Genomic DNA, 25,967 nt, shown 5'->3' with positions numbered 1-25,967 from the left:
TGAATTTTTTAACAAATCAATAATTATTTTACTTTATGGATTTTAGCTTAACTGAAGAACATTTAATGATTCGTGATGCGGCGAGAGATTTTGCTCAAACAGAATTACTTCCTGGTGTTATAGAACGCGATAATGCACAAACATTTCCGGACGAGTTGGTTCGAAAAATGGGCGAATTAGGATTTATGGGTATCATGGTAGACCCAAAGTATGGTGGTAGTGGTATGGATGCCATTTCTTATGTCTTAATCATGGAAGAATTATCTAAAATAGATGCTTCTGCTTCGGTTATGGTTTCAGTTAACAATTCTTTAGTTTGTTATGGTCTTGAAGCTTATGGATCTGAAGAACAAAAACAAAAATATTTGACAAAACTTGCTACCGGCGAATGTATTGGAGCTTTTTGTTTAAGTGAGCCTGAAGCTGGTAGTGACGCTACTTCTCAAAAAACAACAGCTATAGATATGGGAGACCATTACGTTATTAATGGTACCAAAAACTGGATTACAAATGGAGGAAGAGCTGAAGTTTATCTTGTAATTGCTCAAACTGACAGAGAAAAAGGACATAGAGGTATTAATGCATTTATTGTTGAAAAAGGAACTCCTGGTTTTGATATTGGTCCTAAGGAGGATAAATTAGGTATTAGAGGTAGTGATACGCATACTTTACAGTTTAATGATGTAAAAGTGCCTAAAGAAAATAGAATTGGTGAAGATGGATTTGGTTTTAAGTTTGCCATGAAGACACTTTCTGGAGGTCGTATTGGTATTGCTGCACAAGCATTAGGTATTGCTTCTGGTGCTTACGAGTTAGCTTTAAAATATAGTAAAGAACGTAAAGCGTTTGGAACAGAAATTTCTAATCACCAAGCAATAGCTTTTAAACTTGCCGACATGGCAACTGAAATTGAAGCTGCTCGTATGTTAGTAATGAAAGCGGCTTGGGATAAAGACCAAGGTAACAATTACGATATGTCTAGCGCTATGGCTAAACTTTATGCAAGTAAGGTTGCTATGGAACAAAGTGTTGAAGCGGTACAAATACATGGTGGAAATGGTTTTGTAAAAGAATACCATGTAGAGCGATTAATGCGTGATGCAAAAATCACTCAAATCTATGAAGGAACTTCTGAAATTCAGAAAATTGTAATCTCAAGAGGTGTTCTAAAAGATTAGTTTAGTTTACATGATATAAAGAAGGCTTCAATACTATTTTGAAGCCTTTTTAGTTTTCGGATAATTCATTGAGTACTAAGCGTATTTCTGCATATGAAAATTTATCATCCAATTGATGTTTTAGATCTGATAAGTTTTCGAATGTCTTTTTAGGTATTTCAGTTTTTAATTCTAAATAATAGTCTTCAGTCATTAAATCTGTAAGCTTTATTTTTCCTGAAGGAATAAAACCAGCTAAATGTCCAAAAATGGTATTCTCATTTAACTCTCTGTGATTTGCTATTTCTTCAATGGTTTTTCCTTCTTTAAACAGTTTTAGAGATTCTTTTTGAGAATCTCCTCTTTGACGTTTTGGCTTTTGATCTTCTAGAGTAACTGCGTTAGTAACTTCTATGTTATTATCATTGATATATTCTGTAATTACTTCTATAATTTCAGCGCCATACTTTTTTACACGAGTCTTTCCCATACCATGAACAGCTTTGAGTTCTTGTGATATTGTAGGTAGCAATTCGCACATAGCGTACAAAGACTTCTGAGTAAAAACCTGATAGTGGGCAACATCTTCTCGTAAAGCTATATTATGACGCAATGCTTTAAGTAGTTCAAATAACTTTACATTTTGTGTGCCTTCAATAACTGTTTTACGTTGTTTTTTTGGCTGTTGCTTGGTTAAAAAAACAGCATCAGATCTAAGTTTTAAAAATGATATAGTATTAAATCCGTTTTTCAAACCTTCAAAATACAAAAGCTTGGTTGTTAATAATTCTTCAAGTGTATCTAACTGTTTGGTAATATCCTTATCTAAAGCTTTATTGTCTGTTGAGAAACTAAAAGATTGTAACTGTTTTTGAATATTGGCTTTTGTAGTTTCTATAAAATACGCAATGCCTTTTGTAAAACGCTCTTGAATATTATGGGATTTTTCTGGAAGTTCAGCATCATTAACTAAGGCTTTTAATTGATTATTGAAACTATTACTAACCTTTAGAAAGTTTGTTACTGTGTTCTTAATAGCTGCCAACGGAACTTCTATTTGCCCTTCAATGCTATTTCTATTTTTGTAATAAACATCCAATATTCTATTAATAGGAAATAGGAAATCGTAAAAATTAAAAATTTCAGAAATTAATTCTAATTGATACGATTGTTGGGACTCTAACAGGATAGTTTCATTGGGTTGATTTGCTTCAGTTTCTTCATTAAAAGACAAAACATTAGAATCACTTATAATTTGACTGGCCGATATTTTACTCTTAAGGATTAACCCTTCTAAAGATTTGCAACGGCTTAGTGCCACATAAGTTTGGCCGTGTGCAAAAGCATCCTCCGCATCTATAATGGCCTTCTCAAACGTTAAACCTTGACTTTTGTGGATGGTTATTGACCAAGCCAGTCGTAAAGGAATTTGGGAATAACTACCAATCTTTTCTTCATTTATAGATTTAGTGTTGTCATCTATGTTATACTTTATATTTTCCCAAGTCTCGTATGTCGTTACAATATTATATTCATCATCTGGACAATGCACTACTACTTCATCCTTGTCTAACAATATTACTTTACCAATCTTACCGTTGTAATATCGCTTTTCAGGTGAACTATCGTTTTTAATAAACATTACTTGAGCACCAACTTTTAATTTTAATTCCTCTTTATTAGGAAATGAATGCTCAGGATATTTACCCTCTATTTTTGCTTTATATGTTCTTGCCTTACCTTTTAAATCATTTAGAGCTTTTAGATTGGCATCTCTAGCTTTTGAATTATGAGTTGTAAGTGATATATAACCATCGTCATCTTTAGGTACGAAATTAGGTTGATATTGCTTATTTAAATGTTCAGCAGAATGCTTACTTAATGTGTTGTTTCGTATCTCATTTAAAATATTAATGAATGTTGGATTATCCTGTCTATAAATATGCTTAAGTTCAATGGTTATGGCATTACATTCCTTATAACTATTACTACTAAAGAAATATGAATTCTTATAATAGTTTTTTAATAAATCCCATTCGTTATTGTTTATTACAGGTGACAACTGCTGAAGATCACCTATCATTAACACCTGAACACCACCAAATACTTTATGTCTATTTTTATATCTACGGAGTGTTTTATCTATACCGTCTAATAAATCAGCTCTAACCATACTAATTTCATCAATCACTAATAAGTCTAATGATTTAATAATATCAATTTTAGTTTTACTAAATTTTCTTTTAAAACCTGAAGATGAATTTAAATTTGAATCTGGTAAGATAGGTCCAAAAGGTAATTGAAAAAATGAATGAATTGTAACCCCTTTAGCATTAATAGCTGCGACACCTGTGGGTGCAACAACAACCATTCTTTTTGAGGACTCTTTTCTTAATTTATGAAGAAAGGTTGTTTTACCTGTCCCAGCTTTTCCTGTTAAGAAAATATTTCTGTTAGTGTTATTAACAAAATTCCAAGCTAATTCAAGTTCTAAATTAATATCCATTCATCTGTAATATAGCTCATGAATATAACAAATAAGAATAATATAAATTCAAGGATAGCTTCTAAATAAAAACAAAAAACCCTTACCAATTATAGGTAAGGGTTTTCAAAAAAGGCGGCGACCTACTCTTCCACAGACGTAGTACCATCGGCGCAAACGGGCTTAACTTCTCTGTTCGGAAAGGTAAGAGGTGAGCCCCGTCGCTATAACCACCTTAAACTGTTTCGGTCGTTTAAACCGTATAATATAACATATTGAAAAAAGTCACATGATTTGTACTTATAAAAAGAGCGGCGTACAATAAGCCTATGGGTTATTAGTACTACTCGGCTATGACATTACTGCCTTTACACCTGTAGCCTATCAACGTGGTCATCTTCCACGACCCTTTAAAGAAATCTCATCTTGTGGTGGGTTTCGCGCTTATATGCTTTCAGCGCTTATCCCTTCCGAACGTAGCTACCCTGCAATGCCCCTGGCGGAACAACAGGTACACTAGAGGTTCGTCCAACTCGGTCCTCTCGTACTAGAGTCAGATCCACTCAAATTTCTAACGCCCACAGTAGATAGAGACCGAACTGTCTCACGACGTTCTGAACCCAGCTCGCGTGCCACTTTAATGGGCGAACAGCCCAACCCTTGGGACCTTCTCCAGCCCCAGGATGTGACGAGCCGACATCGAGGTGCCAAACCCCCCCGTCGATGTGAGCTCTTGGGGGAGATCAGCCTGTTATCCCCGGAGTACCTTTTATCCTTTGAGCGATGGCCCTTCCATGCGGAACCACCGGATCACTATGCTCTACTTTCGTACCTGATCGACCTGTATGTCTCTCAGTCAAGCCCCCTTATGCCATTGCACTCTACGCACGGTTACCAAGCGTGCTGAGGGAACCTTTAGAAGCCTCCGTTACTCTTTTGGAGGCGACCACCCCAGTCAAACTACCCACCAAGCACTGTCCTTCGCAAGAAGTTAGACTCTAGATAAGCAAAGGGTGGTATTTCAACAATGACTCCACAACGCCTAGCGACGCCGCTTCAAAGTCTCCCACCTATCCTACACATTACTTATCCAAAGCCAATACTAAGCTATAGTAAAGGTTCACGGGGTCTTTTCGTCCCACTGCGGGTAATCGGCATCTTCACCGATACTACAATTTCACCGAGCTCATGGCTGAGACAGTGTCCAGATCGTTACACCATTCGTGCAGGTCGGAACTTACCCGACAAGGAATTTCGCTACCTTAGGACCGTTATAGTTACGGCCGCCGTTTACTGGGGCTTCATTTGAGATCTTCGAAGTAAACTTCTAAACCCTCCACTTAACCTTCCAGCACCGGGCAGGTGTCAGGCCCTATACATCATCTTTCGATTTAGCAGAGCCCTGTGTTTTTGATAAACAGTCGCCTGGACCTTTTCACTGCGGCCCACCCTGAGGTGGGCGACGCTTCTCCCGAAGTTACGCGTCTATTTTGCCTAGTTCCTTAGCCATGAATCTCTCGAGCACCTTAGAATTCTCATCCCAACTACCTGTGTCGGTTTACGGTACGGGCTGCTTCACTCGCTTTTCTTGGAACCTCCTTCGCTGCATTATCACCTTGGCCGTAGCCTCAGTGTACTATCGCTTGCGCTTCAACGTACTATTCCGTCAGTACGCAGCAACCACGGAGATCCGTCACTTTTAGTGTGAGCAGGTACGGGAATATTAACCCGTTGTCCATCCACTACCCCTTTCGGGTTCGCGTTAGGTCCCGACTAACCCTCAGCTGATTAGCATAGCTGAGGAAACCTTAGTCTTTCGGTGTGCGGGTTTCTCGCCCGCATTATCGTTACTTATGCCTACATTTTCTTTTGTAGCTTCTCCAGCATACCTCGCAGTACACCTTCGACGACACTACAATGCTCCCCTACCACTTTTTCAAGTCCATAGCTTCGGTAGTATGTTTATGCCCGATTATTATCCATGCCGAACCGCTCGACTAGTGAGCTGTTACGCACTCTTTAAATGAATGGCTGCTTCCAAGCCAACATCCTAGCTGTCTAAGCAGTTCAACCTCGTTTATTCAACTTAACATACATTTGGGGACCTTAGCTGATGGTCTGGGTTCTTTCCCTCTCGGACATGGACCTTAGCACCCATGCCCTCACTGCTGATCATCATTTTATAGCATTCGGAGTTTGTCAGGAATTGGTAGGCGGTGAAGCCCCCGCATCCAATCAGTAGCTCTACCTCTATAAAACTAAATCAACGCTGCACCTAAATGCATTTCGGGGAGTACGAGCTATTTCCGAGTTTGATTGGCCTTTCACCCCTACCCACAGGTCATCCGAAGACTTTTCAACGTCAACCGGTTCGGGCCTCCACTATGTGTTACCACAGCTTCACCCTGCCCATGGGTAGATCACACGGTTTCGCGTCTACCACTACTAACTAAGCGCCCTATTCAGACTCGCTTTCGCTACGGATCCGCACCTGAAGTGCTTAACCTTGCTAGCAACGGTAACTCGTAGGCTCATTATGCAAAAGGCACGCCGTCACGGATAAATCCGCTCCGACCGCTTGTAAGCGTATGGTTTCAGGTTCTATTTCACTCCCTTATTCAGGGTTCTTTTCACCTTTCCCTCACGGTACTAGTTCACTATCGGTCTCTCAGGAGTATTTAGCCTTATCGGATGGTCCCGACAAATTCATACAGGGTTACACGTGCCCCGCACTACTCAGGATACTGCTATCTCTCTAATCTTTACCTATACCGGGCTATCACCGTCTCTGGCCTGTCTTTCCAAACAGTTCTAGTTCATTATAGATCGAATATCGCAGTCCTACAACCCCAGCATTGCCGTAACAATACTGGTTTGGGCTAATCCGCGTTCGCTCGCCACTACTAGCGGAATCACTTTTGTTTTCTTCTCCTCCGGGTACTTAGATGTTTCAGTTCTCCGGGTTCGCTTCCTTTCGGATAACATGTCTTCAACATGCTGGGTTGCCCCATTCGGATATCTGCGGATCGATTTGTATGTGCCAATCCCCGCAGCTTTTCGCAGCTTATCACGTCCTTCATCGCCTCTGAGAGCCTAGGCATTCCCCATACGCTCTTATTTAGCTTATTGTACTTTTGTCTTTTTAATGAGTTACAATTATTGCTCGTTACAATAATTTAATTTTATTAAATATTTCTATCTAATTTTCATGTATCTTTTTTCAATATGTCAATGAACTTTTAACCTCTCGGTCTTGTGGAGAATACCGGAGTCGAACCGGTGACCTCCTGCGTGCAAGGCAGGCGCTCTAGCCAGCTGAGCTAATTCCCCATATACTAGTAGTTAGTATATAGTAGTTAGTAGTTAGTCCAACTACCCACTCAACTTCTAGAATTTCCTTTAATTTAGTAGTCTCAGGCAGACTCGAACTGCCGACCTCTACATTATCAGTGTAGCGCTCTAACCAGCTGAGCTATGAGACTCTACTTAATTATTGATATCTTAAATTAACAGCAAGAGAATAAATCCTTTTATTTCCTTTTATGTGATAGATTTCCTATCAGTCGTCTTTCTCTAGAAAGGAGGTGTTCCAGCCGCACCTTCCGGTACGGCTACCTTGTTACGACTTAGCCCTAGTTACCGATTTTACCCTAGGCCGCTCCTTGCGGTGACGGACTTCAGGCACTCCCAGCTTCCATGGCTTGACGGGCGGTGTGTACAAGGCCCGGGAACGTATTCACCGGATCATGGCTGATATCCGATTACTAGCGATTCCAGCTTCACGGAGTCGAGTTGCAGACTCCGATCCGAACTGAGATATAGTTTGTAGATTCGCTCCTTCTCGCGAAGTGGCTGCTCATTGTCTATACCATTGTAGCACGTGTGTAGCCCAGGACGTAAGGGCCGTGATGATTTGACGTCATCCCCACCTTCCTCACGGTTTGCACCGGCAGTCTTGCTAGAGTTCCCGACATTACTCGCTGGCAACTAACAACAGGGGTTGCGCTCGTTATAGGACTTAACCTGACACCTCACGGCACGAGCTGACGACAACCATGCAGCACCTTGTAGATAGTCCGAAGAAATAGCTATCTCTAGCTAATGCAATCTACATTTAAGCCCTGGTAAGGTTCCTCGCGTATCATCGAATTAAACCACATGCTCCACCGCTTGTGCGGGCCCCCGTCAATTCCTTTGAGTTTCATTCTTGCGAACGTACTCCCCAGGTGGGTCACTTATCACTTTCGCTTAGCCACTCAGACCGAAATCCGAACAGCTAGTGACCATCGTTTACGGCGTGGACTACCGGGGTATCTAATCCCGTTCGCTCCCCACGCTTTCGTCCATCAGTGTCAATATATTGTTAGTGATCTGCCTTCGCAATTGGTATTCTATGTAATATCTATGCATTTCACCGCTACACTACATATTCTAACCACTTCACAATAATTCAAGACTAGCAGTATCAAAGGCAGTTCTACAGTTGAGCTGCAGGCTTTCACCTCTGACTTACCAATCCACCTACGGACCCTTTAAACCCAATGATTCCGGATAACGCTTGCATCCTCCGTATTACCGCGGCTGCTGGCACGGAGTTAGCCGATGCTTATTCTTACGGTACCGTCAGCCACCTACACGTAGATGGGTTTCTTCCCGTATAAAAGCAGTTTACAACCCATAGGGCAGTCTTCCTGCACGCGGCATGGCTGGATCAGGCTTTCGCCCATTGTCCAATATTCCTCACTGCTGCCTCCCGTAGGAGTCTGGTCCGTGTCTCAGTACCAGTGTGGGGGATCCCCCTCTCAGGGCCCCTATCTATCGTTGCCATGGTGTGCCGTTACCACACCATCTAGCTAATAGAACGCATACTCATCTCTTACCGCCGAAACTTTAATCTAAATAACATGCGAAATTTAGATACTATGGGGTATTATTCTTCGTTTCCAAAGGCTATTCCCCAGTAAAAGGTAGATTGTATACGCGTTACGCACCCGTGCGCCACTCGTCAGCAAAAAAGCAAGCTTTTTCCTGTTACCGTTCGACTTGCATGTGTTAGGCCTGCCGCTAGCGTTCATCCTGAGCCAGGATCAAACTCTTCATCGTTAAATTTTTAAGTCTTACGACTTATTCTCTTAACAACTTAATAGGAATTATCTCAGTACTCTAAATGATCTATTCTCTTGTTTTCACCAACCGTTTCCAGTTGGTTTTTACGCTGTCAATTCAATATGTTAATGAACTTTTTCTTTACTTTTTCTTAACCTTATTTCGTTAAGCGGGTGCAAATATAAAACCCTTTTTTTATTCCCACAACATCTTTTTGAAAAAATTTAAATTTATTTTTTTTCGATGCCTTTTCTGTGAATGAACTTCCCCGTTTCTCGAACAATCTGTCCGTTTAGGGGCTGCAAATATATAACCCTTTTCTTTACTACCAAATACTTTTTTGTGTTTTATTTGAGAAAAATTACAAAAAGCATCTTAACAGACTGACAAACAGAAATATCTACATTAAAATATTTTAAAGTCTATAAAAAGAAATCCCAAACCAAACCAAAACGTATCGTAAAATCTCTGTATGGGTGATTAGGTGCCGAGAAATAGTCATAGCCAGTAAATGAAGAATTGAAATGTTCTGCTTTAAAGAAAATGCGTGTTTGCCTTACTTTTGCATTAATAAAAAAGTCTAGCCTTGGAAAACCACCTATCTTAGTTGTATTCTGAGTATAAAACTCAGCCAAAACAGGATCGTAACCATTCATATTATATTCTGTGAAATAATTAAATGTTATTCCTGTTTGAAGCTGCATGGCTTTCTTGAATACGTGATTAGAATAATAAAGTGTATTTCTGGTAATGAGTGTTGGAACATTTAATACGTCAGTATCACTTATAACATTTTGATACATTATTGTATTGTCTAAAGCAAAGTTCCCCACTTTGAACTCTCTTTGAGCTTTTAATCTTAGGTATTGTAATGAACTAGTATATTGTTCTGGTTTAATTATTCTAACTCCATCTTCATTAATTTCTTGTAAATTAAAATAGGTATAATTTTCTATATTGGAAATATCTAAAGATGCATTAAAGAATTTTTGAGATTCAATATTAAACCTTAACTGTTGTGTATTGATATTTTTAAATTCATTTAAATTATACCAATTATAGTTAATATAATCACTTTGATATAGTAGATAATTATAATTTGGCAGTTTAGAACTAATGTTAATTCCTCCAGAAACAATAATATCATCATTAAGTTTTAAACCAAGTTCTGCATCAATGTAACTTCCTACAAACTCATCTGATAAATTTAGACTTGCTTTACTTTTTAAACTTATTGACTTTATGGTTTTGTTGTATGACGCATCTACCCCTAAATAATTAGCTTTAATTCTATTAGGCATTGTCTCGTCTAAAAATAAAACTATGCTATTGTATCCGTAATTAACATCTGTGTAGTTTATCCCGAAACCGATTTCTCCTAAAATATTATTTATGTATTCGACATAAACTTTTGTTTTGAAATCTTCTAATGTAACTTTATCATTAATTCTACCTGTAAACGCATCACCAAAATAAGTCCTTGAAGGTGAGTTTTGATAAAATTGAAAATATTTATCTTCAAAAGAAACTTGATTTACTATTGTAAGCCTATTATTACTAATTGAATCTTTTTTGCTAATAATATCGTATGAATGATTCAAGAAAAACCGCTTACCTTCCAAAATATTTTCTGCATTTTCGAAATTCATATCAAAAACAGACCTATCTAAAAACTCCTCATCACCTGAGGTAAAATTTTCAATATCCTCATCTTTAATTCCCCCATTCTCTTGGTTGAGCAAATCTTGCATTACAATATGGCCATTTGCCTTATACCGTTTATTCTTAGTCTTGTAATTAGTATTGAACCTAAAGTTACCTGTACTCGTTAATGCGTTCTGATAATTTCCCAGCGACCTTAAACCTTTATATGCGATGGAAAAATTTAATTGTTTTGAAAGATTTACAGCAAAAAAGGCATCTAACATTTGCCCTTGTTCGAAAGCTGTTTTATATGTAAGTCTTGTCCATGGAGTTGGCACCTCATAATATTTGATATACTCATCTTCAAAATAATTAAAATGTCTAGCTCTTGCCCCAAACAAAGGGTTCGTTTCATCATTTATAGCATTAATGGTTAGAGAATTGTAGGTCTGACCTATATTAGCAAAGGGCATTAAACCAAAATTATCTTTTTGTAAATAATTGAATTTGTAATCCTTTTTAATTGTTAAAGTGGTATCAACAATAGACGTATCTACTTCAGTATTATATTGTAAATACATATTTATTGTAGCTAGGTCTTTAAATCCTCTAGACCTTTTAACATCAGTAGAATCATTTACGCTACCTCTTTTTGGCGCATTAGCACCTGTTAATTTAACTTGCGCATTTGCGTTAGCCAAAAACAGCCCTAAGATTATTGCAAGAAGTCTTGTTCGCATTTATTAAAATCTAAACTAAAAACAAAGTAAATCATAAATTATTGTTTTATCGAGAAGAATTACAATTTACTTAACAAAAAGAAAGACCAACATAATATTGTTGGTCTTTCCTATTTTATTAAAAGTAAAATATTATTCAATAACTAGTTTGTGTGAGGTAGTTCTGTTTCCTTCAGAAATATTTACCATATACACACCTGCTTTAGCATTTTCTAAAACAATATTTTCTTTAAAAATAGAAGAATTGTTTATAAAGTTGTTGTTATAAACAAGTCTACCTTGCAGATCATAAACGTCAACTTTAACATTATTATTAACACTATTTAAATTAGACTCAAATGTAATAGTAAACTCTCCATTAGATGGGTTAGGATACACAGCTAATTTTCTAGCCAAATCATTCTCATTAACGCTTAGCGTTAGGTTGTTTCCTGTAATAATTAAAGAAAAATCCTGACTTTGAGGATCAAAAGGACCACCTTCCGTTCCTTGTAATGTACCTTTGTGCGTTACAGTTACCGTATAAACACCTGTAACAGGCACATCAATATCAACTCTCTCTATGTTATCTACAATATTATCCCCTTTAGAATTTGTAAAAGCACTTCCAGAAAAATCAAGTTTCCATGGCATATATGTGGTTGTACCATCAGAGATTCTTAAATCTAAATCATTAACTAATCTTGGAGTTGGGTCATTTACTGTACCATTAGACACATTACCAGGCATATCTGTCCAACAAATAGTAGCCGATAACTTTTCACCAGCTTGGGCAGAAAAAGTATAAGTATATGTACCTCCTTGATCCAAAGTCAATTCGTCAACAATAGCTTGAGAATCATCAGCATCTGTAAGTGTTTGTGCTGCTTCACGAGCATTTAAGAATCCCCATCCAAACTTTGGGTCAGGACCAGTTACTGAGATATCATCAATAGCAGTGTGACATATTAAAGCTTTTAATGTAGATGAGTTCATGTACTCACCTTGCAGTTGATTGTAATATTGTTGTAATAAAACTAAAGTTCCTGTGGTATTAGGTGCTGCCATTGAAGTTCCTGAAAAAATTGAATAGGTAGAATTAGGTGTTGGTGACTCCAAGTTTGTGCCATCAGCAGCTATATCTGGTTTAATACGCAAATCGTCTGTTGGTCCTTGACTACTACCTTGGTTAATAACCAAATTAGTTAATTCGTAATTACCACTAAAAAGTGGTTGTTCAGCTGTAGTAGGATTTGCATTAGCAACTATTAAACTGTTTTTTGCGTTTTTATCTGTAGTTAACTTATCATAACCAGCTAACATTCCACCAGGATAACTAACCTGACCAGAATTACCAGCAGACATTACTGGTAAATACTTAGGGTTATTTCTTGTAATATTATCTATTGCTGCAGCATCTGACGTGTAAGCACCTATAAATGAGGCGTCTAATTGATTTCCATCACCTTGGTCTATTGGCACACCATAAGAGTGATTAGATAAAACAATAGGGTTTGTAGCTGCATTTACAGCAGAAAGCATTTCTGAGGTATCATTTGTCCAGTTGTAAGATTTAACGTTAACATTAGAAGCCATTCCATGTGCATTAGGATTAACTCCTTTAGCAGAAATAGTTCCTGTAACATGTGTTCCATGAGAACTATAGCCAGTATCTCCATCTACTACAGCAGCGTCAATTATAGTAACACGTGTACCGGTATTATTAGAATTTTGAAATTCTACATGATTATTATCTGCTGGACCACCATCCCAAACACCAACGGTCATCCCAGTGCCATCCAAATCTAAGCCCATACTTCCTCCAACCCACAACTCTACTGTTTTGGTTGCTCTTGCTGCTTCTAAGTTGTCTGTAGATCTGTAAATTGGCTTTCCGTCATAAACATCATAAATATGTATTAATCTAGTACCATCATTGACTAAAGTAGCTTTAACAGAAGGGTTATTTAATAAAAAAGTATTTACTCTTTCTTTTCTTAAATTTTCTTGTTCTCTAAGTTCAGTTAGGAGTTGTTTGTTTTCTTCAGAAATATCACTACTTAATTCTTGGGCATAAGCTCCGAAAGTAAAAAGTAATACAGCAGAAAATAAAATTTTTCTCATGTTTAAATGTGTTGAAATTTTCTTTGCAATATAGAGATATTTTAAGTTAAATCATAAATAAAAAACAAAAGCCACCTCTATGAGGTGGCTTTTAACAATTTATGATTTACTAAATTAATCTAGTTAACTGTAAAAGTTGCTGAAGATTGTGTACCACTTAGAGTAATATCAGAAACTAATGTTCCTGAGGCAGTTGTAACACTAAATGTTGGACCACCATCACCATAAGAATCATAAACCACAACTCCATAGTTGCCTGAAGCTAAACAGAAATCAAAAGATAATTCAGCAAAATCATCATCAGGATTTACATATGGTCCACCAGAAGCAATTACTACAGGTGTTCCATTTAAATCATAAACCTCCCATGTTGTTTCATCTGGCCAAGTATCTAATGTTAAGTTAAACGTCACTATTGTGTCTAAACAAGTTTCAGTAAAATTTAATGTAAGAGCTTCACCAAAATTCATACCTGCTTCATCAGGAAAATCTAAAACTAAACTTTGAGCAACAAAACCTAAATCATCATTATCTGTAACAGATATAGATAAAGTTCCTACATTAGATCCTCCAGGTATGGTAACTGTAGAAGGTACTGTGTAAGGACTAGCTAAAGTTGAAGCGTCATCAACAATTACAGTATATGTACGATCTGAACTAGATGTTTCACTAGCAGCAACAGTAACTTCAAAAGTTTGTGTTGCATCATTGTCTACAGTATAAGCTATTGGGCCTTGTTCAAAACCCACATAGTTAGACAACGATGAATCATTATCTTGTTCACAATTGAACATTAAGGTTACAGCTAAAAAAACTGTAAAATATTTAAAATATTTTTTCATAATTCTAATTTTAGTTTTGGCCGTTAATAAGTCCGTTGTTAATAATTTCAACTTCAGGTATTTGGAAACTCATTTCATCTGAATCATAAGCAAAAGACTCGCCTGCACGATATACATGGTTAGTACCACGAGTTACCGTTGCTTGGTTACGCTTCATTGCTAAATAACTTTTACCTTCACCCCAAAGTTCTATTCTAGTTTGTAAGTAAATTTCATCAAGAAGAGCTTGACCTGATAAAGGTGTAATGGTAGCAGAAGCTTCTGCAGCACCAACACGAGGTGTTAAAAAGTCTATCATCATAGTTTTAGCTGCTGGTTCATTAGATGATTTAGCAGCAGATTCAGCACTTAAGAGAATAAACTCATCAACTCTCATGTGAATCAAATCTGTTGTAATGATATACTGACCACCAATAGTACGACCTGGATCAAAGAATTTGTTAATTGGTTGTAAAGCTGCTGTACCTGTTCCAAACTGAGTCTTTCTTACGTCATTATCAGATATTTGAGAATAGAGTAAATCATCAATAGATTTATGATCACCAGCCCATGCATAACTATAAGTAAAACAATCTATTTGTCCCCACCAATCTATTAATTGGTGTCCTAAATCTTCAGTTAAATCGTAACCCCAAATCCAAGAACCTGTGTTTACATCATTAAAACCAGAACCTGCACCAGGGAATGCTAATTGACCTGCTGTAGTTGCAGAATAAGCACTAATTAAATTATCTGCTTGAACTTTTGCTTCTGGATACATTCCCATAGCAGCATACGTATAGGCTAAAAATCCTTGCGCTACAGTTTTATCAATTAAATTTTTAGCTGTACCTCTAGAATAACCTTCTAGTAACTCAATAGCACTAGTTAAATCATCAACTACCTGATCGTATATATCTCCTGCAGGCACTTTAGCCAAACTATAAGTATCAATATTATAGAAAGGTAAAACTTCTTGCGCAGGATCATAAGATCTTTGATACAATTGTAGTAAATAGAAATATGCATAGGCACGATAAGCCTTTGCTTGTCCTAAGATACGCTTAGCATCATCACTCTCAGGCTCAGCATCGTTTCCTCCAACAGATGAGATTACTGTGTTAGCTACACTAATTATTCTGTAATAGTATATCCAAATTATCTCATTCTCTTCTTGCGTAAAATCTACAGGGGTAATTAAGTTAGCAGTATCATTATACCAACCATAAGCACTACCTGAAAGCGCCATATCACCACAAGTCATGTCCATCCAAATATCAACAGCTTTCTGCCCAAAATCATAATGTCTACCACCAGTTACTCCAAATGGTTCAATAATAAAACTCGTAATACCATTTAAAGAACCTTCTAACAATGCAGGATAATCATCAGCATATACTGCTATTGTTTCTGCTGTTAAGACATTAGAGTTCTCACCTTCTAAAAATTCATCGTTACACCCCAAAAACAACATTGAGGTTAACATAATTCCGTAAATTAACTTTTTTTTCATATTCATCACTTTTTTTTAAAATTCTATTTTGGCACCAAGACTAAAAGTGGTCATCGGCATATAAATACCTGAATTACCTGAACCAATTAAAGTTGTTGGATTTAAACCATCTCTTGCGCTAAGCATCATTAAATTATCGCCAGAAACGTATACATTAAACTTACTAAGTTTAAGAGCTTCTACAGCATCAGCAGGTAAATTATATCCTAATCTAATATTGTTAAGAGATAAATAATCTGCTTTAGTTAAGAAACGTGTAGAAGTACCATTAAACTGTACATCTGTATTATAACCTGCTGATTGTCTTGGAACATTGGTAATGTCACCTGGTTGTTGCCATGCATCTTGCATATCAGTATGCCAGTTTGTAGTACCAATTAAATCTCTATTTTCCATCAATCTTGCATAACCGCTGTCGTAAACATATCCTCCGATGCTATAGCCAAATTGAGCAGATAAATCAAAGTTTTTAAAACCAGTATTTATACGGAAACTACCTCTTACATCAGGAATAGCCGATTTACCAACATATTTCTGTGTTCCTTCACTGTAGGTTGAAGTCGTTCTTTTTTGAACATTAGCATCAGGATTTTGATCTAAATACACTGTTAAACTGGTAATGGTTTCATCACCATTAGCTTCATTAAATACTCCATCACCATCAACATCGTTATAATATGAATACCATAAAGCCGAACCAGTTGCTGGATCAACACCAGCCCACTCTCTCATGTACCAGTCATATAGTGAATGTCCTTCAGAATATCTACCATCTAACACTTTTGGCTCTCCAGTTGCATAATCTATAGGCATTTCAACAATCTCGTTATCAAACATTTCACCGTTTACATTAAGAGATAATCTAAAATCATTTGATGGTTTAAACACTTGAACTGTAGCGTTAAACTCTACACCACTGTTTCTAAGTTTTCCATCGTTATAGAGAATATAATCATCACCCGGAGAAGGCGGTAATGTTTGCTGAAAGAAAAGATTAGTAGTATTCTTTACATAGTAATCTACATCTAAATCTAAATAACCATTAAACCAAGTACTCTCTAAACCAACCTGAGCAACTTTAGATGTTTCCCATGTTAAATCTTGATTTTGTGCTTCACCATTAGGTGAGTAAGAAATAGAACCATCTCCAGTAGTATTGATATTAAAGAATTTATAACCATATAATGTATTTACACCTTGATCTCCGATTACACCATAACTAGCTTTAAGCTTTAAGTAATCTAAGAAATTTACATCAAAGAAATCCTCTTTAGAAACTACCCATCCTAAACCAACAGAACCAAACGTACCCCATTTATCTTTAATAAATCTAGAAGATCCATCACGTCTAACTGACCCTGTTAAGAAGTATTTTTGGGCGTAATTATAATTCACATTTGCAAAGTAACTATCTAAGCTTCTTCTTGTTGTATAATTATTTGCTCTACCAAATGATGTAGTATACTGATTTAAACTTAAAGAAAATGGTATAATTGCAGTTTGAGCAGAAGCCCCAAAATAATCAAATCTATTAACTGTAGATTCATGTGCAACGAAAGCTTCCAAACCATGATCCCCAAATTGTTTAGAAAAACGCAACATTTGAAGGAAGTTTTGATTAATGTTTGTACGCTCTACTCTATTTAAGAAACCTTGACTAGAAGATCCGCTTCCATAATAAGGGTTTTGCATTGAAGAAGCATTAAAAGTATTATATTGACCACTATATCTTGTCTCAAACTTCAACCAATCTGTAATATCTACACCAACGTTAAAATTAGCTAAAACTGTCATAACATCTGTTCTTGCTAAATCATAATTAGCATCTGCAATACCATTAGTAGCATTCCATGCTCTACGACCATATTCATTACCATAATCGTATCGAGAACCACCAAAAATTGGATCTTCAATCAAAACACCATCTGGTGTTCTAAGAAAAACATCATATATAGTTGGAGTTGTAGCAGTTAGAGCAAATATATTACCAGAGCTTCCAGTTGAACCTTCAGTATCTGATGAGTTAGTATATCTACCACCTGTTAATGCAATATTACTACTAACTGTTAACCAATCTTTTGGCTTATGCTCTAAATTTAAACGAGTAGTATAACGCGTATAGTTAGACTTAATAGCATAACCTTCATCATCTAAGTAACCAAAAGAAACCGCAAAACGAGTTTTCTCATTACCACCTCTAACCTGAACATTCGCTTCAGTTCTAAGGCCATTATTGAAAGCAGCATCTGACCATTTAGTTGGCGTAAACTTTCTTGAAATACCTGAGTTAAACTCACCAGTAGCAGGATTGATTAAATCAGCACCAGCCGCATTCCATATGTTATAAGCATTATTAATACCTTCTGTAGTACCATATAGATTTGCGCTTGCCCAAGCAGCAGGATCTGACTCACCAAGTAAAAGACCTTTATTCTTTAGAGATCTCCAAGACAGTTCAATATAATCTTCAGGCGAATCTACTATATCATACTGAGGCAAAAACAGCGTATTAACACTAGTTTTAAAATCAACAGACACAACTGTTTTTCCTACCTTACCTTGCTTTGTTGTAATTACAATTACACCATTAGCACCTCTAGACCCATAAATTGAAGTCGCGGCAGCATCTTTCAAAATTGTCATACTTTCAATATCCGCTGGGTTAATTGACGAAAGGTCACTTGAATAAGGAGCACCGTCAACTATATATAATGGATCACGGTTACCATTTACAGAACCAAAACCACGAATACGTACTGTTGCATCAGAACCCGGAGCACCAGAACCAGAAACAACATTTACACCAGCAACCTCACCTCTAAGTGCCTGAGTAACGTTAGAAACAGCTTTTGCTTCCACGTTTTCAGTTTCAATTTTAGTCGCTGTACCTGTGTAAGCCTCTTTAGTTGTTGTATTATAACCCACAACTATTACTTCATCAAGAGTATTACCTTCTTTTAAAGTGACGTCATACACATTAGATGCACCCACTGTAACTTCAACAGGCTCCATACCAACGTAAGATATAACTAAAACATCTCCTGAATTGACTCCAATAGTATACTTACCATCAAAATCAGTTTGAGCACCTTTTGTAGTACCCTTTACAATTACACTAGCTCCAGGAAGGGGTAAACCATCCGATTCAGTTGTAACTGTACCTGTGACCATTTTTTCTTGTGCAAAAGAAAATTGCATCACGAACGCCATAAAAAGCGTTAATAACCATGTTAACTTTAATTTCATAAAACAATTATTTGAGTTAGTCTAGTTGCAAACATCTTAATTAAATATTAAATAAACAAGCGTTTTTGCCAAAAAAATGTTAATGCTTTTGCGATTTCATCAACAAAACTTAACTATAATTTAATTAGTGTTTTTGATGCTTAACTCATTACGTAGATACCAAAATTGTAAAAAGGTTGCGTTAAAATTTTAACTTTGTTCAAATTTTAACATTTTGGCTTTAAAAACTCAATTTTCAAATTTTGATTTTGAATGTGGAACAGACGAGGCTGGCAGAGGTTGTTTGGCTGGCCCTGTTACTGCTGCTGCTGTAATCTTACCCGCTGACTTTAGCAATAGCATCTTGAACGACTCCAAACAACTATCCGAAAAGAAAAGAATGGATTTAAAACCTATAATTGAACAACAGTCCTTGTCTTTTGCTGTGCAACACATATTTGAAGATGAAATAGACACCATTAATATCCTAAACGCTTCTATAAAGGCTATGCATAGCTCCATTGCGCAGCTCAACATTACTCCAAATTACATTATTGTGGATGGTAATAAATTTAAACCCTATAATGCTATTCCACATCAAACTATAATAAAAGGAGATGGAAAATACCTCAACATTGCTGCCGCTTCAATTTTAGCAAAAACATACCGAGATCTCTACATGGAAAAAATTCATAAAGAATTCCCAATGTATAACTGGAAAAAAAATAAAGGTTATCCAACCAAAGAACACAGAGCAGCAATAGAAAAATACGGCGTTACCAAATACCACAGAAAATCATTCAGATTATTACCAGAGCAATACCGTTTAGATTTATAACTTTTTATATTTGTAAATATATATTTACGTATGAAGCAATTTGGATTTTTATTGATTTTACTTTCCCTTTTAGTGTCTTGCCAAAAAGACTATAATATTTCAAATTCTCCATATAAATTTATTCCTTCTGACACCGAAGTGGTCTTTGCTATAAATGAACTCAACGATTTTACTCAAAGCATAGAAAAACACAATATTTTATCTGATATATATAATAAGGAGTTAAATGAAACCTCCGCTTTACTAAAAAACATCAATACAACAGATAAAGTTTATGTTGCTTTCTTAAATCCTCAACACACAGACTACCTGATATTAACCAAAAACAACTCTACCGTTTTTACTGTAGACTCTATACCAAATCATATATCTGAAAATCTACCAGAATTTGATATTTATAAAACCCAAATTGACTCTACTGTCTTTTACCATAAAGTATTGAATACTATTTTTGTGGCTTCAAACAGCTTGGATGTTATAAAAAATCTAAAACCCAACGAAGAAAAACATAAACTTACAGATTTAATAGAAACTACTGAAAACAAAACAATCGCCTCAGTAGTGTTCAAAACAAAGGCTTCAAATTATTCAGACCTTTTATTTTCTCAAAAGATAAAAGAGTTAAGCAACGATTACGCTTTACTCGATTTAAATTTTTCTGATGAAAACCTGCATTACAATGGCATTGTGACCTCTACAGATTCTATAACACAAATTTTAGATGGCTTTAAAAACACCATTCCTCAAAAAACAAACAGCTTAAGCATAGCTCCAATCAGCACTAAATCATTATTAAGTATATCGTTTGATGACTATTCAATTTTTAGTAATAATTTAAAAAAGCTCAATTCTAAAACACCAGACAGCACCAAAACATTTTTAAACTTTACCAATGAAATCGCTCTAACAGACAACACGCTTATCCTCCACTCTTTAGATGCTAATCTTATTGTTGAAACCATTGAAGAAAAATCAATCACAGAAACTTATAGAGAAATTGACATTTATGAATTTGGAAATCCTGATTTTTTCAAATCGAGATTTGAGCCAATCATGAGTTACGAAACGGCTAACTATTTTTTTAAATATGAAGATTTTGTTGTTTTTTCAGATTCTATTGAAACCTTAAAATCAACGCTTTCCGACGCCTTAAACAATAATACTATTGCCAATTCTGATGCTTTTAAAAATATAAGTCCTAATTTAAGCGATGACGCTTCAATTTTTATATATAAAAACAATGACGGACTTGCTGAGCATTTAGATATAAACACAAAAAACTATCATGCCAATGTGGTGCAATATACATACGAAGACAACTACGCACACGTTAACGGTATTATAGAAGAATTCAAAAAAAGAGCAGCTTCAAACTCAGTGACCGAGACATTCTCAACATCTTTAGAAGCACAAATAGTTTCGCCACCTCAGACTGTAGAAAATCATATTAATAATACGCACGATATTGCTGTACAAGACACAAATAACGTGCTGTACCTTATCTCTAATTCAGGTAATATACTTTGGAAAAAACAACTTCAGGGAAAAATACTTGGAAAAATAGAGCAAATAGACATGTATAAAAACGGAAGGCTACAATTAGCTTTCACAACACCAAACCGCCTATATGTTTTAGATAGAAATGGTAATGATGTCTCCCCTTTTCCGAGAAAATTCAATGATGAAATCACTCAACCTTTATCCGTTTTTGATTACGACAAACGAAAAAATTACAGACTACTAGTAACTCAAGGCAAAAAACTTATTATGTACGATGCTAAAGGCAAAACTGTAAACGGTTTTGTATATAAAAGCAATAATAAAAATATAACATCTCAACCAAAACATTTTAGAATTGGAAGCAAAGATTATATTGTCTTTTCCACAGAAGACAATCTAGAAATTCTAAATCGCCAAGGCAAAGTTAGAGTTGACGTTAAAGACAAGATTCGTTTTTCTGATAACGAAATTTATCTTTATCAAAATAAGTTTACCTCAACTAACACACTTGGGCAATTAGTACAAGTTGATACCAGAGGAAAAATAAGCCGAAAAGATCTTAATCTAACAGATAAGCACAACATAGCTACCACCAGCAAAACATTGGTCTCTATGTACGAGAACAAACTATTTATAAAAACGCGAAGAGTAGATCTAGACTACGGAGTTTACACAGCACCTAGAATTTATTACCTTAACGATAAAATCTACGTCACCACAACAGATTTACAGTCGAAAAAAGTGTATTTATTTGATAGTCAAGCAAAAACAATTCCTAATTTTCCTGTTTTTGGGACTTCTGCTGCAGAATTACAGAAACTAGATAAAAGCAAAGGTTTAGAATTAATCACACAAGCAGACGATAAAACAATAGTTGTTTACAAACTGCACTAACTTATTAACCATTTATGCACATCGTTTTTAAGTATCAATAGTTATTCTTATTTTTAGAGCGCTATTAATCAATTACTTAAAATGACTTTTACAAAAACTCCCAAAATTTTTAGTGTTCTTCCATTTCTTGCGCCTAACTTTTTAAGATTTCAAAAAAATTAAGCATTATAAATAATATAAAACCCAAAACAAACGTATTGGGTTTATAAAAACATAACGGTAACCAAATCTCGAAGTCCCTGAGTCTTGAAAACGCCAAATTTATTTTGGCGTTTTCTTTAGTTTTAAGCCATACCTTTTGTAGTATTGCAAACACTTATTTTCTTATTTATTTACCGATGATAAAACGACAAAAAGCTTCAATAAAACACTGTATTATTCATAAAGTTGGCAATAAATTCAACGATACCAAAAACGCGTTTTCAGATGCCGCTGTGCATTTTGATGAAGCTACGTACAACCTTATGTTACCATATCTTTTAAAACCTTTTGTAAGTGTTGCCGAGAACTACCGTTTTCATCATCATAGTAATGTTGGGCTTAATGAGATTAACACCTATAGCGACCAACTTTTTAAAGAGGAAGCCGATTTTGTAGAGACTTCAAAACACATTGTAACGCATCTTTACGAGCAAAGTAATTCAGCACAAATAAAAACAGGTGATGTACTGGTTTGTCATTTTGAAAATATACAATACGAAGACTTTTTTATAGATGCCATTGGCATTTTTAAAATTGAAAATAAGACCGAATTTTTTCAGACCTATTTAGAGGAAGGCAACTATGATATTTTGGTGCAAAAAGGCATACAAGCCAAAAAGGTAGATAAGGGTTGTTTAATCCTGAATACCTCAGATATGGAAGGCAAAATAGTATTTAGTGTAGATAACAACACCTACGACACCCAATACTGGATTAAAAGCTTCCTAAATATTAAATACCCTGACGATAGCAACCAACACACCAAAAACTATATTGAACTATGCAGAGAGTTTTCTAAAGAAGTGTTACAACCCAATTTTGGCGGTCAAGAGCAAAGCAATTTTTTGGCAAAAACAGTTGACTTTTTTAAGGAAAATGAAATTGTAAATATCGAAAACTTTAAAGAAGAAGTGTTTGAGGAAGAAGACCAAATACAACTTTTTGAAGACTATAAAAAAACTTACGAAGCCGAAAAAAACGTGCTCATTAGAAACCAATTTGATGTCTCTGAGCGTGTCTTAAAAAAGCAAAAGCAAAAAATAAAACCCGAAATAAAACTAGACACCAACATACAGATAAAACTCGATGTTGATGCACCAGATGCTTCTGCGGAATATTTAGAACGCGGTTATGACGAAGAGAAAAAAATGCACTACTATAAGGTGTTTTTTAATGAAGAGGCTTAGATCTGTTAAGTTTTTTTTACAGACACAAATCAATATTGGATTATATAAAATCTAATTTTAGAAACAGTTCTCAAACACATAAAATCAACAAAAAACGTCATTCATTTTTTTCTTAATTTAGAGCCATATGGCAAAACACAAAAAAGAAGATTTTGAAGATTTTGGTTTAGGCGAAAAATCATACTCTAAAGGTTATAGAAGCTTAAACAAAGATGGAAGTTTTAATATCGAAAAAACAAACATCAGCTTCCTTGAGCGTTTGAACTTCTTTCATAGTTTAGTAACTATGAAATGGTCTCATTTCTTTGGCATTGTAGCACTTACCTATTTTCTTGTTAATACGTTTTTTGCAACTATCTACAGTCTTATTGGCACAGAACATTTAACAGGCATTCATGGATTAACTCCTTTTGAGCAGTTTATGGAGGCTTTCTTTTTTAGTGCTCAAACCATAACAACTTTAGGCTATGGCCAAGTTGCTCCTTTGGGCTTGTTAGCAAATATTGTTGCAGCAACAGAATCATTACTTGGACTCCTGTTTTTTGCACTAGCCACAGGTTTATTTTACGGAAGATTTTCCAAACCCATATCTAAAATTAAATTTAGTCAAAAAGCTGTAATTGCACCATATCAAGACATAAACGGATTTATGTTTAGATTGGTTAATCCTCAAAAAAATGAATTACTAGACGTAGAAATCAACGTAAGTGTATCCATGAAGCGGAAGAACTCAGAGTTCAGGGATTTTCATATACTAGATTTAGAAAGAGACAACGTAAGGTTTTTTCCATCCATGTGGACCGTAGTGCATCCTATTGACAAAAACAGTCCGCTCTATGGACTAAATAAAAATGACTATTTTGAAAAGGATTTTGAGTTTATAGCCATGCTCAAAGCATTTGACGAATCGTCTGGACAAATGGTATATTCACGATCCTCTTACAAACCAGAAGAAATTGAATGGGGACAAAAATTTGTATATACTGCAAAACGACACAAAGGAAAACTACTCGTTGATGTTGGTAGAATTAATGAAAGTGAAAACGCTGAATTAAATTAAACAAACTCCGCCTCAAAAAGCACCTTAAAATGCTTTAAAATATTAGATTTCACTTCTTCTTCATCTACCTTATCTACACCAAGTTCATTGTTTAAGGAGGTTACTGCTTTGCCACGTATACCGCATGGTATGATATTGTCAAAATAGCCTAAATCGGCATTGACATTTAGCGCAAAACCATGCATCGTAACCCAACGGCTGGCACGCACTCCCATAGCACAAATTTTTCGGGCAAACGGAGTGCCAACATCTAACCACACACCTGTTTCGCCAGGACTTCGTTCGGTTTTTAAACCATACTCTGCCAAAGTAAGAATAATGATTTCTTCTAAGAACCGTAAGTACTTGTGTATATCTGTAAAGAAATTATCTAAATCTAAAATAGGATAACCTACAATTTGCCCAGGACCATGATAGGTAATATCACCTCCTCTGTTTATCTTATAAAATGTTGCTCCTTTTTCGGCCAATTGTTCCTCAGAAAGTAACAAATTAGACAAGTCTCCACTTTTACCTAAAGTGTAGACATGCGGATGCTCTACAAACAGAAAATGGTTATCAGTTTCTAAACCTGCATCTTCTCTCCTATTCTTAATCTTAGTATCTAAAATGGCTTTAAAAAGGATTTCCTGATAGTCCCAGGTTTCTTTAAAATCTTTTAAGCCTAAATCTTGAAGTTTTACAGTTTTATTCATCAACAAATTTCAGGTTCACATCTAGTAACTTTGGGTTTTTAAGATACTCTACCCAATTGGTTTTGTAAGTTACTGTTTTTCTATCATCAGAGAATTCAGCACCTTCGACATCAATAGATTTTACTGCTTTAGGAAAGGTTAATTTTACATTATAAAAAGAACCTTCAAAATACTCTAAAAACTGTTGGTTGCTCTCATCGGTTTCATCAAAAAGCTCGTCTATTGCGTCTTCTGTAGCTTCGTCTGGCAATTTAATACTTGTCATTCTAGAGAAGCCATCTGTAGTATAAATGTAAGCTACATCATTATTTTCATTACCCATAAAGTTACCAAGTGGTGAGTTTTCTTTCATAGCATTCACTTGATCACCTTGCGAGTTTAAGCTTTGCATTTTCTTAAGTTTTTTTCTAATATCTTTTAAGTCGTCAATGGACTCAAACTGCATACCCATTCCAAAGCTCATCACACCTTCATCCTCATTAATCTGCATTCTCATGTACATATCTTTTACAGCCTCCATTGCCAAGCGTTTCTCTTCTGGCAAAGCAGCTACACTATCTTTATAGGTTTCCATGATGTCAGCAAACACTATTGTAGTATCCATAATTTCACCTCCTTCTTTCTTCTCTTTATTCTCATCTCCACCCATAGCAACGGACATAGCTTTTATAGCTTCTCCCATTTCATAGGTAGCTAAAAACTCACCAGAGCCATCCTGATTAAAAACAATAGATTCCGTAACATTACAGCTTGCTATAAAACAAGCAAAAACTATGATTAGAAATACTTTTCTCATGT

General features: G+C 35.7%; 13 protein-coding genes, 2 tRNA genes and 3 rRNA genes. 5 read left to right on the top strand and 13 right to left on the bottom strand.

The window, feature by feature from the left end; translation table 11 throughout:
• Positions 1-35: 35 nt before the first annotated feature.
• Positions 36-1,178 carry an acyl-CoA dehydrogenase gene (locus tag MST30_RS08565; protein WP_243471002.1) on the top strand — a complete coding sequence of 381 codons (1,143 nt, stop codon included), beginning with the start codon at positions 36-38 and terminating at the stop codon, positions 1,176-1,178.
• Positions 1,179-1,227: 49 nt separating this feature from the next.
• On the opposite strand, the gene MST30_RS08560 is transcribed toward MST30_RS08565, so the two are convergent.
• The 11 genes from MST30_RS08560 to MST30_RS08510 form a co-directional block, all read right to left on the bottom strand.
• A complete protein-coding gene (locus tag MST30_RS08560; RefSeq protein ID WP_243471001.1) occupies positions 1,228-3,663 on the bottom strand; it encodes a helix-turn-helix domain-containing protein in 2,436 nt (811 codons plus the stop codon).
• Positions 3,664-3,772: 109 nt separating this feature from the next.
• Positions 3,773-3,880, bottom strand: a 5S ribosomal RNA gene (gene rrf, locus MST30_RS08555).
• A 79-nt stretch (positions 3,881-3,959) separates the two neighbouring features.
• Positions 3,960-6,771 (bottom strand): 23S ribosomal RNA (locus MST30_RS08550).
• A gap of 127 nt (positions 6,772-6,898) precedes the next feature.
• A tRNA-Ala gene (locus MST30_RS08545) sits at positions 6,899-6,972 on the bottom strand.
• A gap of 78 nt (positions 6,973-7,050) precedes the next feature.
• Positions 7,051-7,124: transfer RNA gene (locus MST30_RS08540), tRNA-Ile, on the bottom strand.
• Between the two features lie 95 nt (positions 7,125-7,219).
• Positions 7,220-8,745 (bottom strand): 16S ribosomal RNA (locus MST30_RS08535).
• The 16S, 23S and 5S rRNA genes sit together here with 2 tRNA genes alongside, the layout of an rRNA operon.
• 425 nt (positions 8,746-9,170) lie before the next feature.
• A complete protein-coding gene (locus tag MST30_RS08530) occupies positions 9,171-11,132 on the bottom strand; it encodes a putative porin (protein ID WP_243471000.1) in 1,962 nt (653 codons plus the stop codon).
• Between the two features lie 132 nt (positions 11,133-11,264).
• Positions 11,265-13,235 (bottom strand): S8 family serine peptidase, encoded by a 1,971-nt coding sequence (locus tag MST30_RS08525; protein WP_243470999.1) that lies wholly within the window; start codon positions 13,233-13,235, stop codon positions 11,265-11,267.
• Between the two features lie 119 nt (positions 13,236-13,354).
• Positions 13,355-14,077: a hypothetical protein gene (locus tag MST30_RS08520; RefSeq protein ID WP_243470998.1), complete on the bottom strand. Its 723-nt coding sequence runs from the start codon at positions 14,075-14,077 to the stop codon at positions 13,355-13,357.
• A gap of 10 nt (positions 14,078-14,087) precedes the next feature.
• Positions 14,088-15,569, bottom strand: coding sequence for a RagB/SusD family nutrient uptake outer membrane protein (locus MST30_RS08515; protein WP_243470997.1), 1,482 nt, complete (start codon positions 15,567-15,569; stop codon positions 14,088-14,090).
• Between the two features lie 15 nt (positions 15,570-15,584).
• Positions 15,585-18,815 (bottom strand): SusC/RagA family TonB-linked outer membrane protein, encoded by a 3,231-nt coding sequence (locus tag MST30_RS08510; protein WP_243470996.1) that lies wholly within the window; start codon positions 18,813-18,815, stop codon positions 15,585-15,587.
• A 214-nt stretch (positions 18,816-19,029) separates the two neighbouring features.
• Here MST30_RS08510 and MST30_RS08505 point away from each other — a divergent pair, with 214 nt between their 5' ends.
• From MST30_RS08505 to MST30_RS08490, 4 genes are all read left to right on the top strand, one after another.
• Entirely contained in the window at positions 19,030-19,632 is a 603-nt protein-coding gene (locus MST30_RS08505; RefSeq protein ID WP_243470995.1) for a ribonuclease HII, read from the top strand.
• Between the two features lie 30 nt (positions 19,633-19,662).
• Positions 19,663-22,026, top strand: coding sequence for a ribonuclease HII (locus tag MST30_RS08500; RefSeq protein WP_243470994.1), 2,364 nt, complete (start codon positions 19,663-19,665; stop codon positions 22,024-22,026).
• A 338-nt stretch (positions 22,027-22,364) separates the two neighbouring features.
• The gene (locus MST30_RS08495) at positions 22,365-23,414 is read left to right on the top strand and encodes a nucleoid-associated protein (RefSeq protein ID WP_243470993.1); all 1,050 of its coding nucleotides are present in this window, start codon (positions 22,365-22,367) and stop codon (positions 23,412-23,414) included.
• A gap of 127 nt (positions 23,415-23,541) precedes the next feature.
• A complete protein-coding gene (locus MST30_RS08490) occupies positions 23,542-24,474 on the top strand; it encodes an ion channel (protein WP_243470992.1) in 933 nt (310 codons plus the stop codon).
• Here the strand turns inward: MST30_RS08490 and lipB are convergent.
• Together lipB and MST30_RS08480 are read right to left on the bottom strand one after the other, a co-directional pair.
• On the bottom strand, positions 24,471-25,169 hold the full coding sequence (gene lipB, locus MST30_RS08485; protein WP_243470991.1) for a lipoyl(octanoyl) transferase LipB: 699 nt from the start codon (positions 25,167-25,169) through the stop codon (positions 24,471-24,473). The genes MST30_RS08490 and lipB overlap by 4 nt on opposite strands.
• Positions 25,162-25,965 (bottom strand): hypothetical protein, encoded by an 804-nt coding sequence (locus tag MST30_RS08480; RefSeq protein ID WP_243470990.1) that lies wholly within the window; start codon positions 25,963-25,965, stop codon positions 25,162-25,164. The genes lipB and MST30_RS08480 overlap by 8 nt, the downstream gene beginning before the upstream one ends.
• Between the last annotated feature and the right edge of the window lie 2 nt (positions 25,966-25,967).

This window comes from Winogradskyella sp. MH6, from assembly GCF_022810765.1.
Lineage (GTDB): Bacteria > Bacteroidota > Bacteroidia > Flavobacteriales > Flavobacteriaceae > Winogradskyella.
Note: the sequence above shows the minus strand (reverse complement) of the source record. Positions and strands in the feature narration are given on the sequence as shown.

Bases quoted from the DNA above. Each gene is read 5' to 3' on its own strand.
- MST30_RS08500 (WP_243470994.1), top strand. From the start codon at position 19,663: ATGAAGCAATTTGGATTTTTATTGATTTTACTTTCCCTTTTAGTGTCT.
- MST30_RS08520 (WP_243470998.1), bottom strand. From the start codon at position 14,077: ATGAAAAAATATTTTAAATATTTTACAGTTTTTTTAGCTGTAACCTTA.
- MST30_RS08560 (WP_243471001.1), bottom strand. From the start codon at position 3,663: ATGGATATTAATTTAGAACTTGAATTAGCTTGGAATTTTGTTAATAAC.
- MST30_RS08525 (WP_243470999.1), bottom strand. From the start codon at position 13,235: ATGAGAAAAATTTTATTTTCTGCTGTATTACTTTTTACTTTCGGAGCT.
- MST30_RS08530 (WP_243471000.1), bottom strand. From the start codon at position 11,132: ATGCGAACAAGACTTCTTGCAATAATCTTAGGGCTGTTTTTGGCTAAC.
- lipB (WP_243470991.1), bottom strand. From the start codon at position 25,169: ATGAATAAAACTGTAAAACTTCAAGATTTAGGCTTAAAAGATTTTAAA.
- MST30_RS08565 (WP_243471002.1), top strand. From the start codon at position 36: ATGGATTTTAGCTTAACTGAAGAACATTTAATGATTCGTGATGCGGCG.
- MST30_RS08490 (WP_243470992.1), top strand. From the start codon at position 23,542: ATGGCAAAACACAAAAAAGAAGATTTTGAAGATTTTGGTTTAGGCGAA.
- MST30_RS08515 (WP_243470997.1), bottom strand. From the start codon at position 15,569: ATGAAAAAAAAGTTAATTTACGGAATTATGTTAACCTCAATGTTGTTT.
- MST30_RS08480 (WP_243470990.1), bottom strand. From the start codon at position 25,965: ATGAGAAAAGTATTTCTAATCATAGTTTTTGCTTGTTTTATAGCAAGC.
- MST30_RS08510 (WP_243470996.1), bottom strand. From the start codon at position 18,815: ATGAAATTAAAGTTAACATGGTTATTAACGCTTTTTATGGCGTTCGTG.
- MST30_RS08495 (WP_243470993.1), top strand. From the start codon at position 22,365: ATGATAAAACGACAAAAAGCTTCAATAAAACACTGTATTATTCATAAA.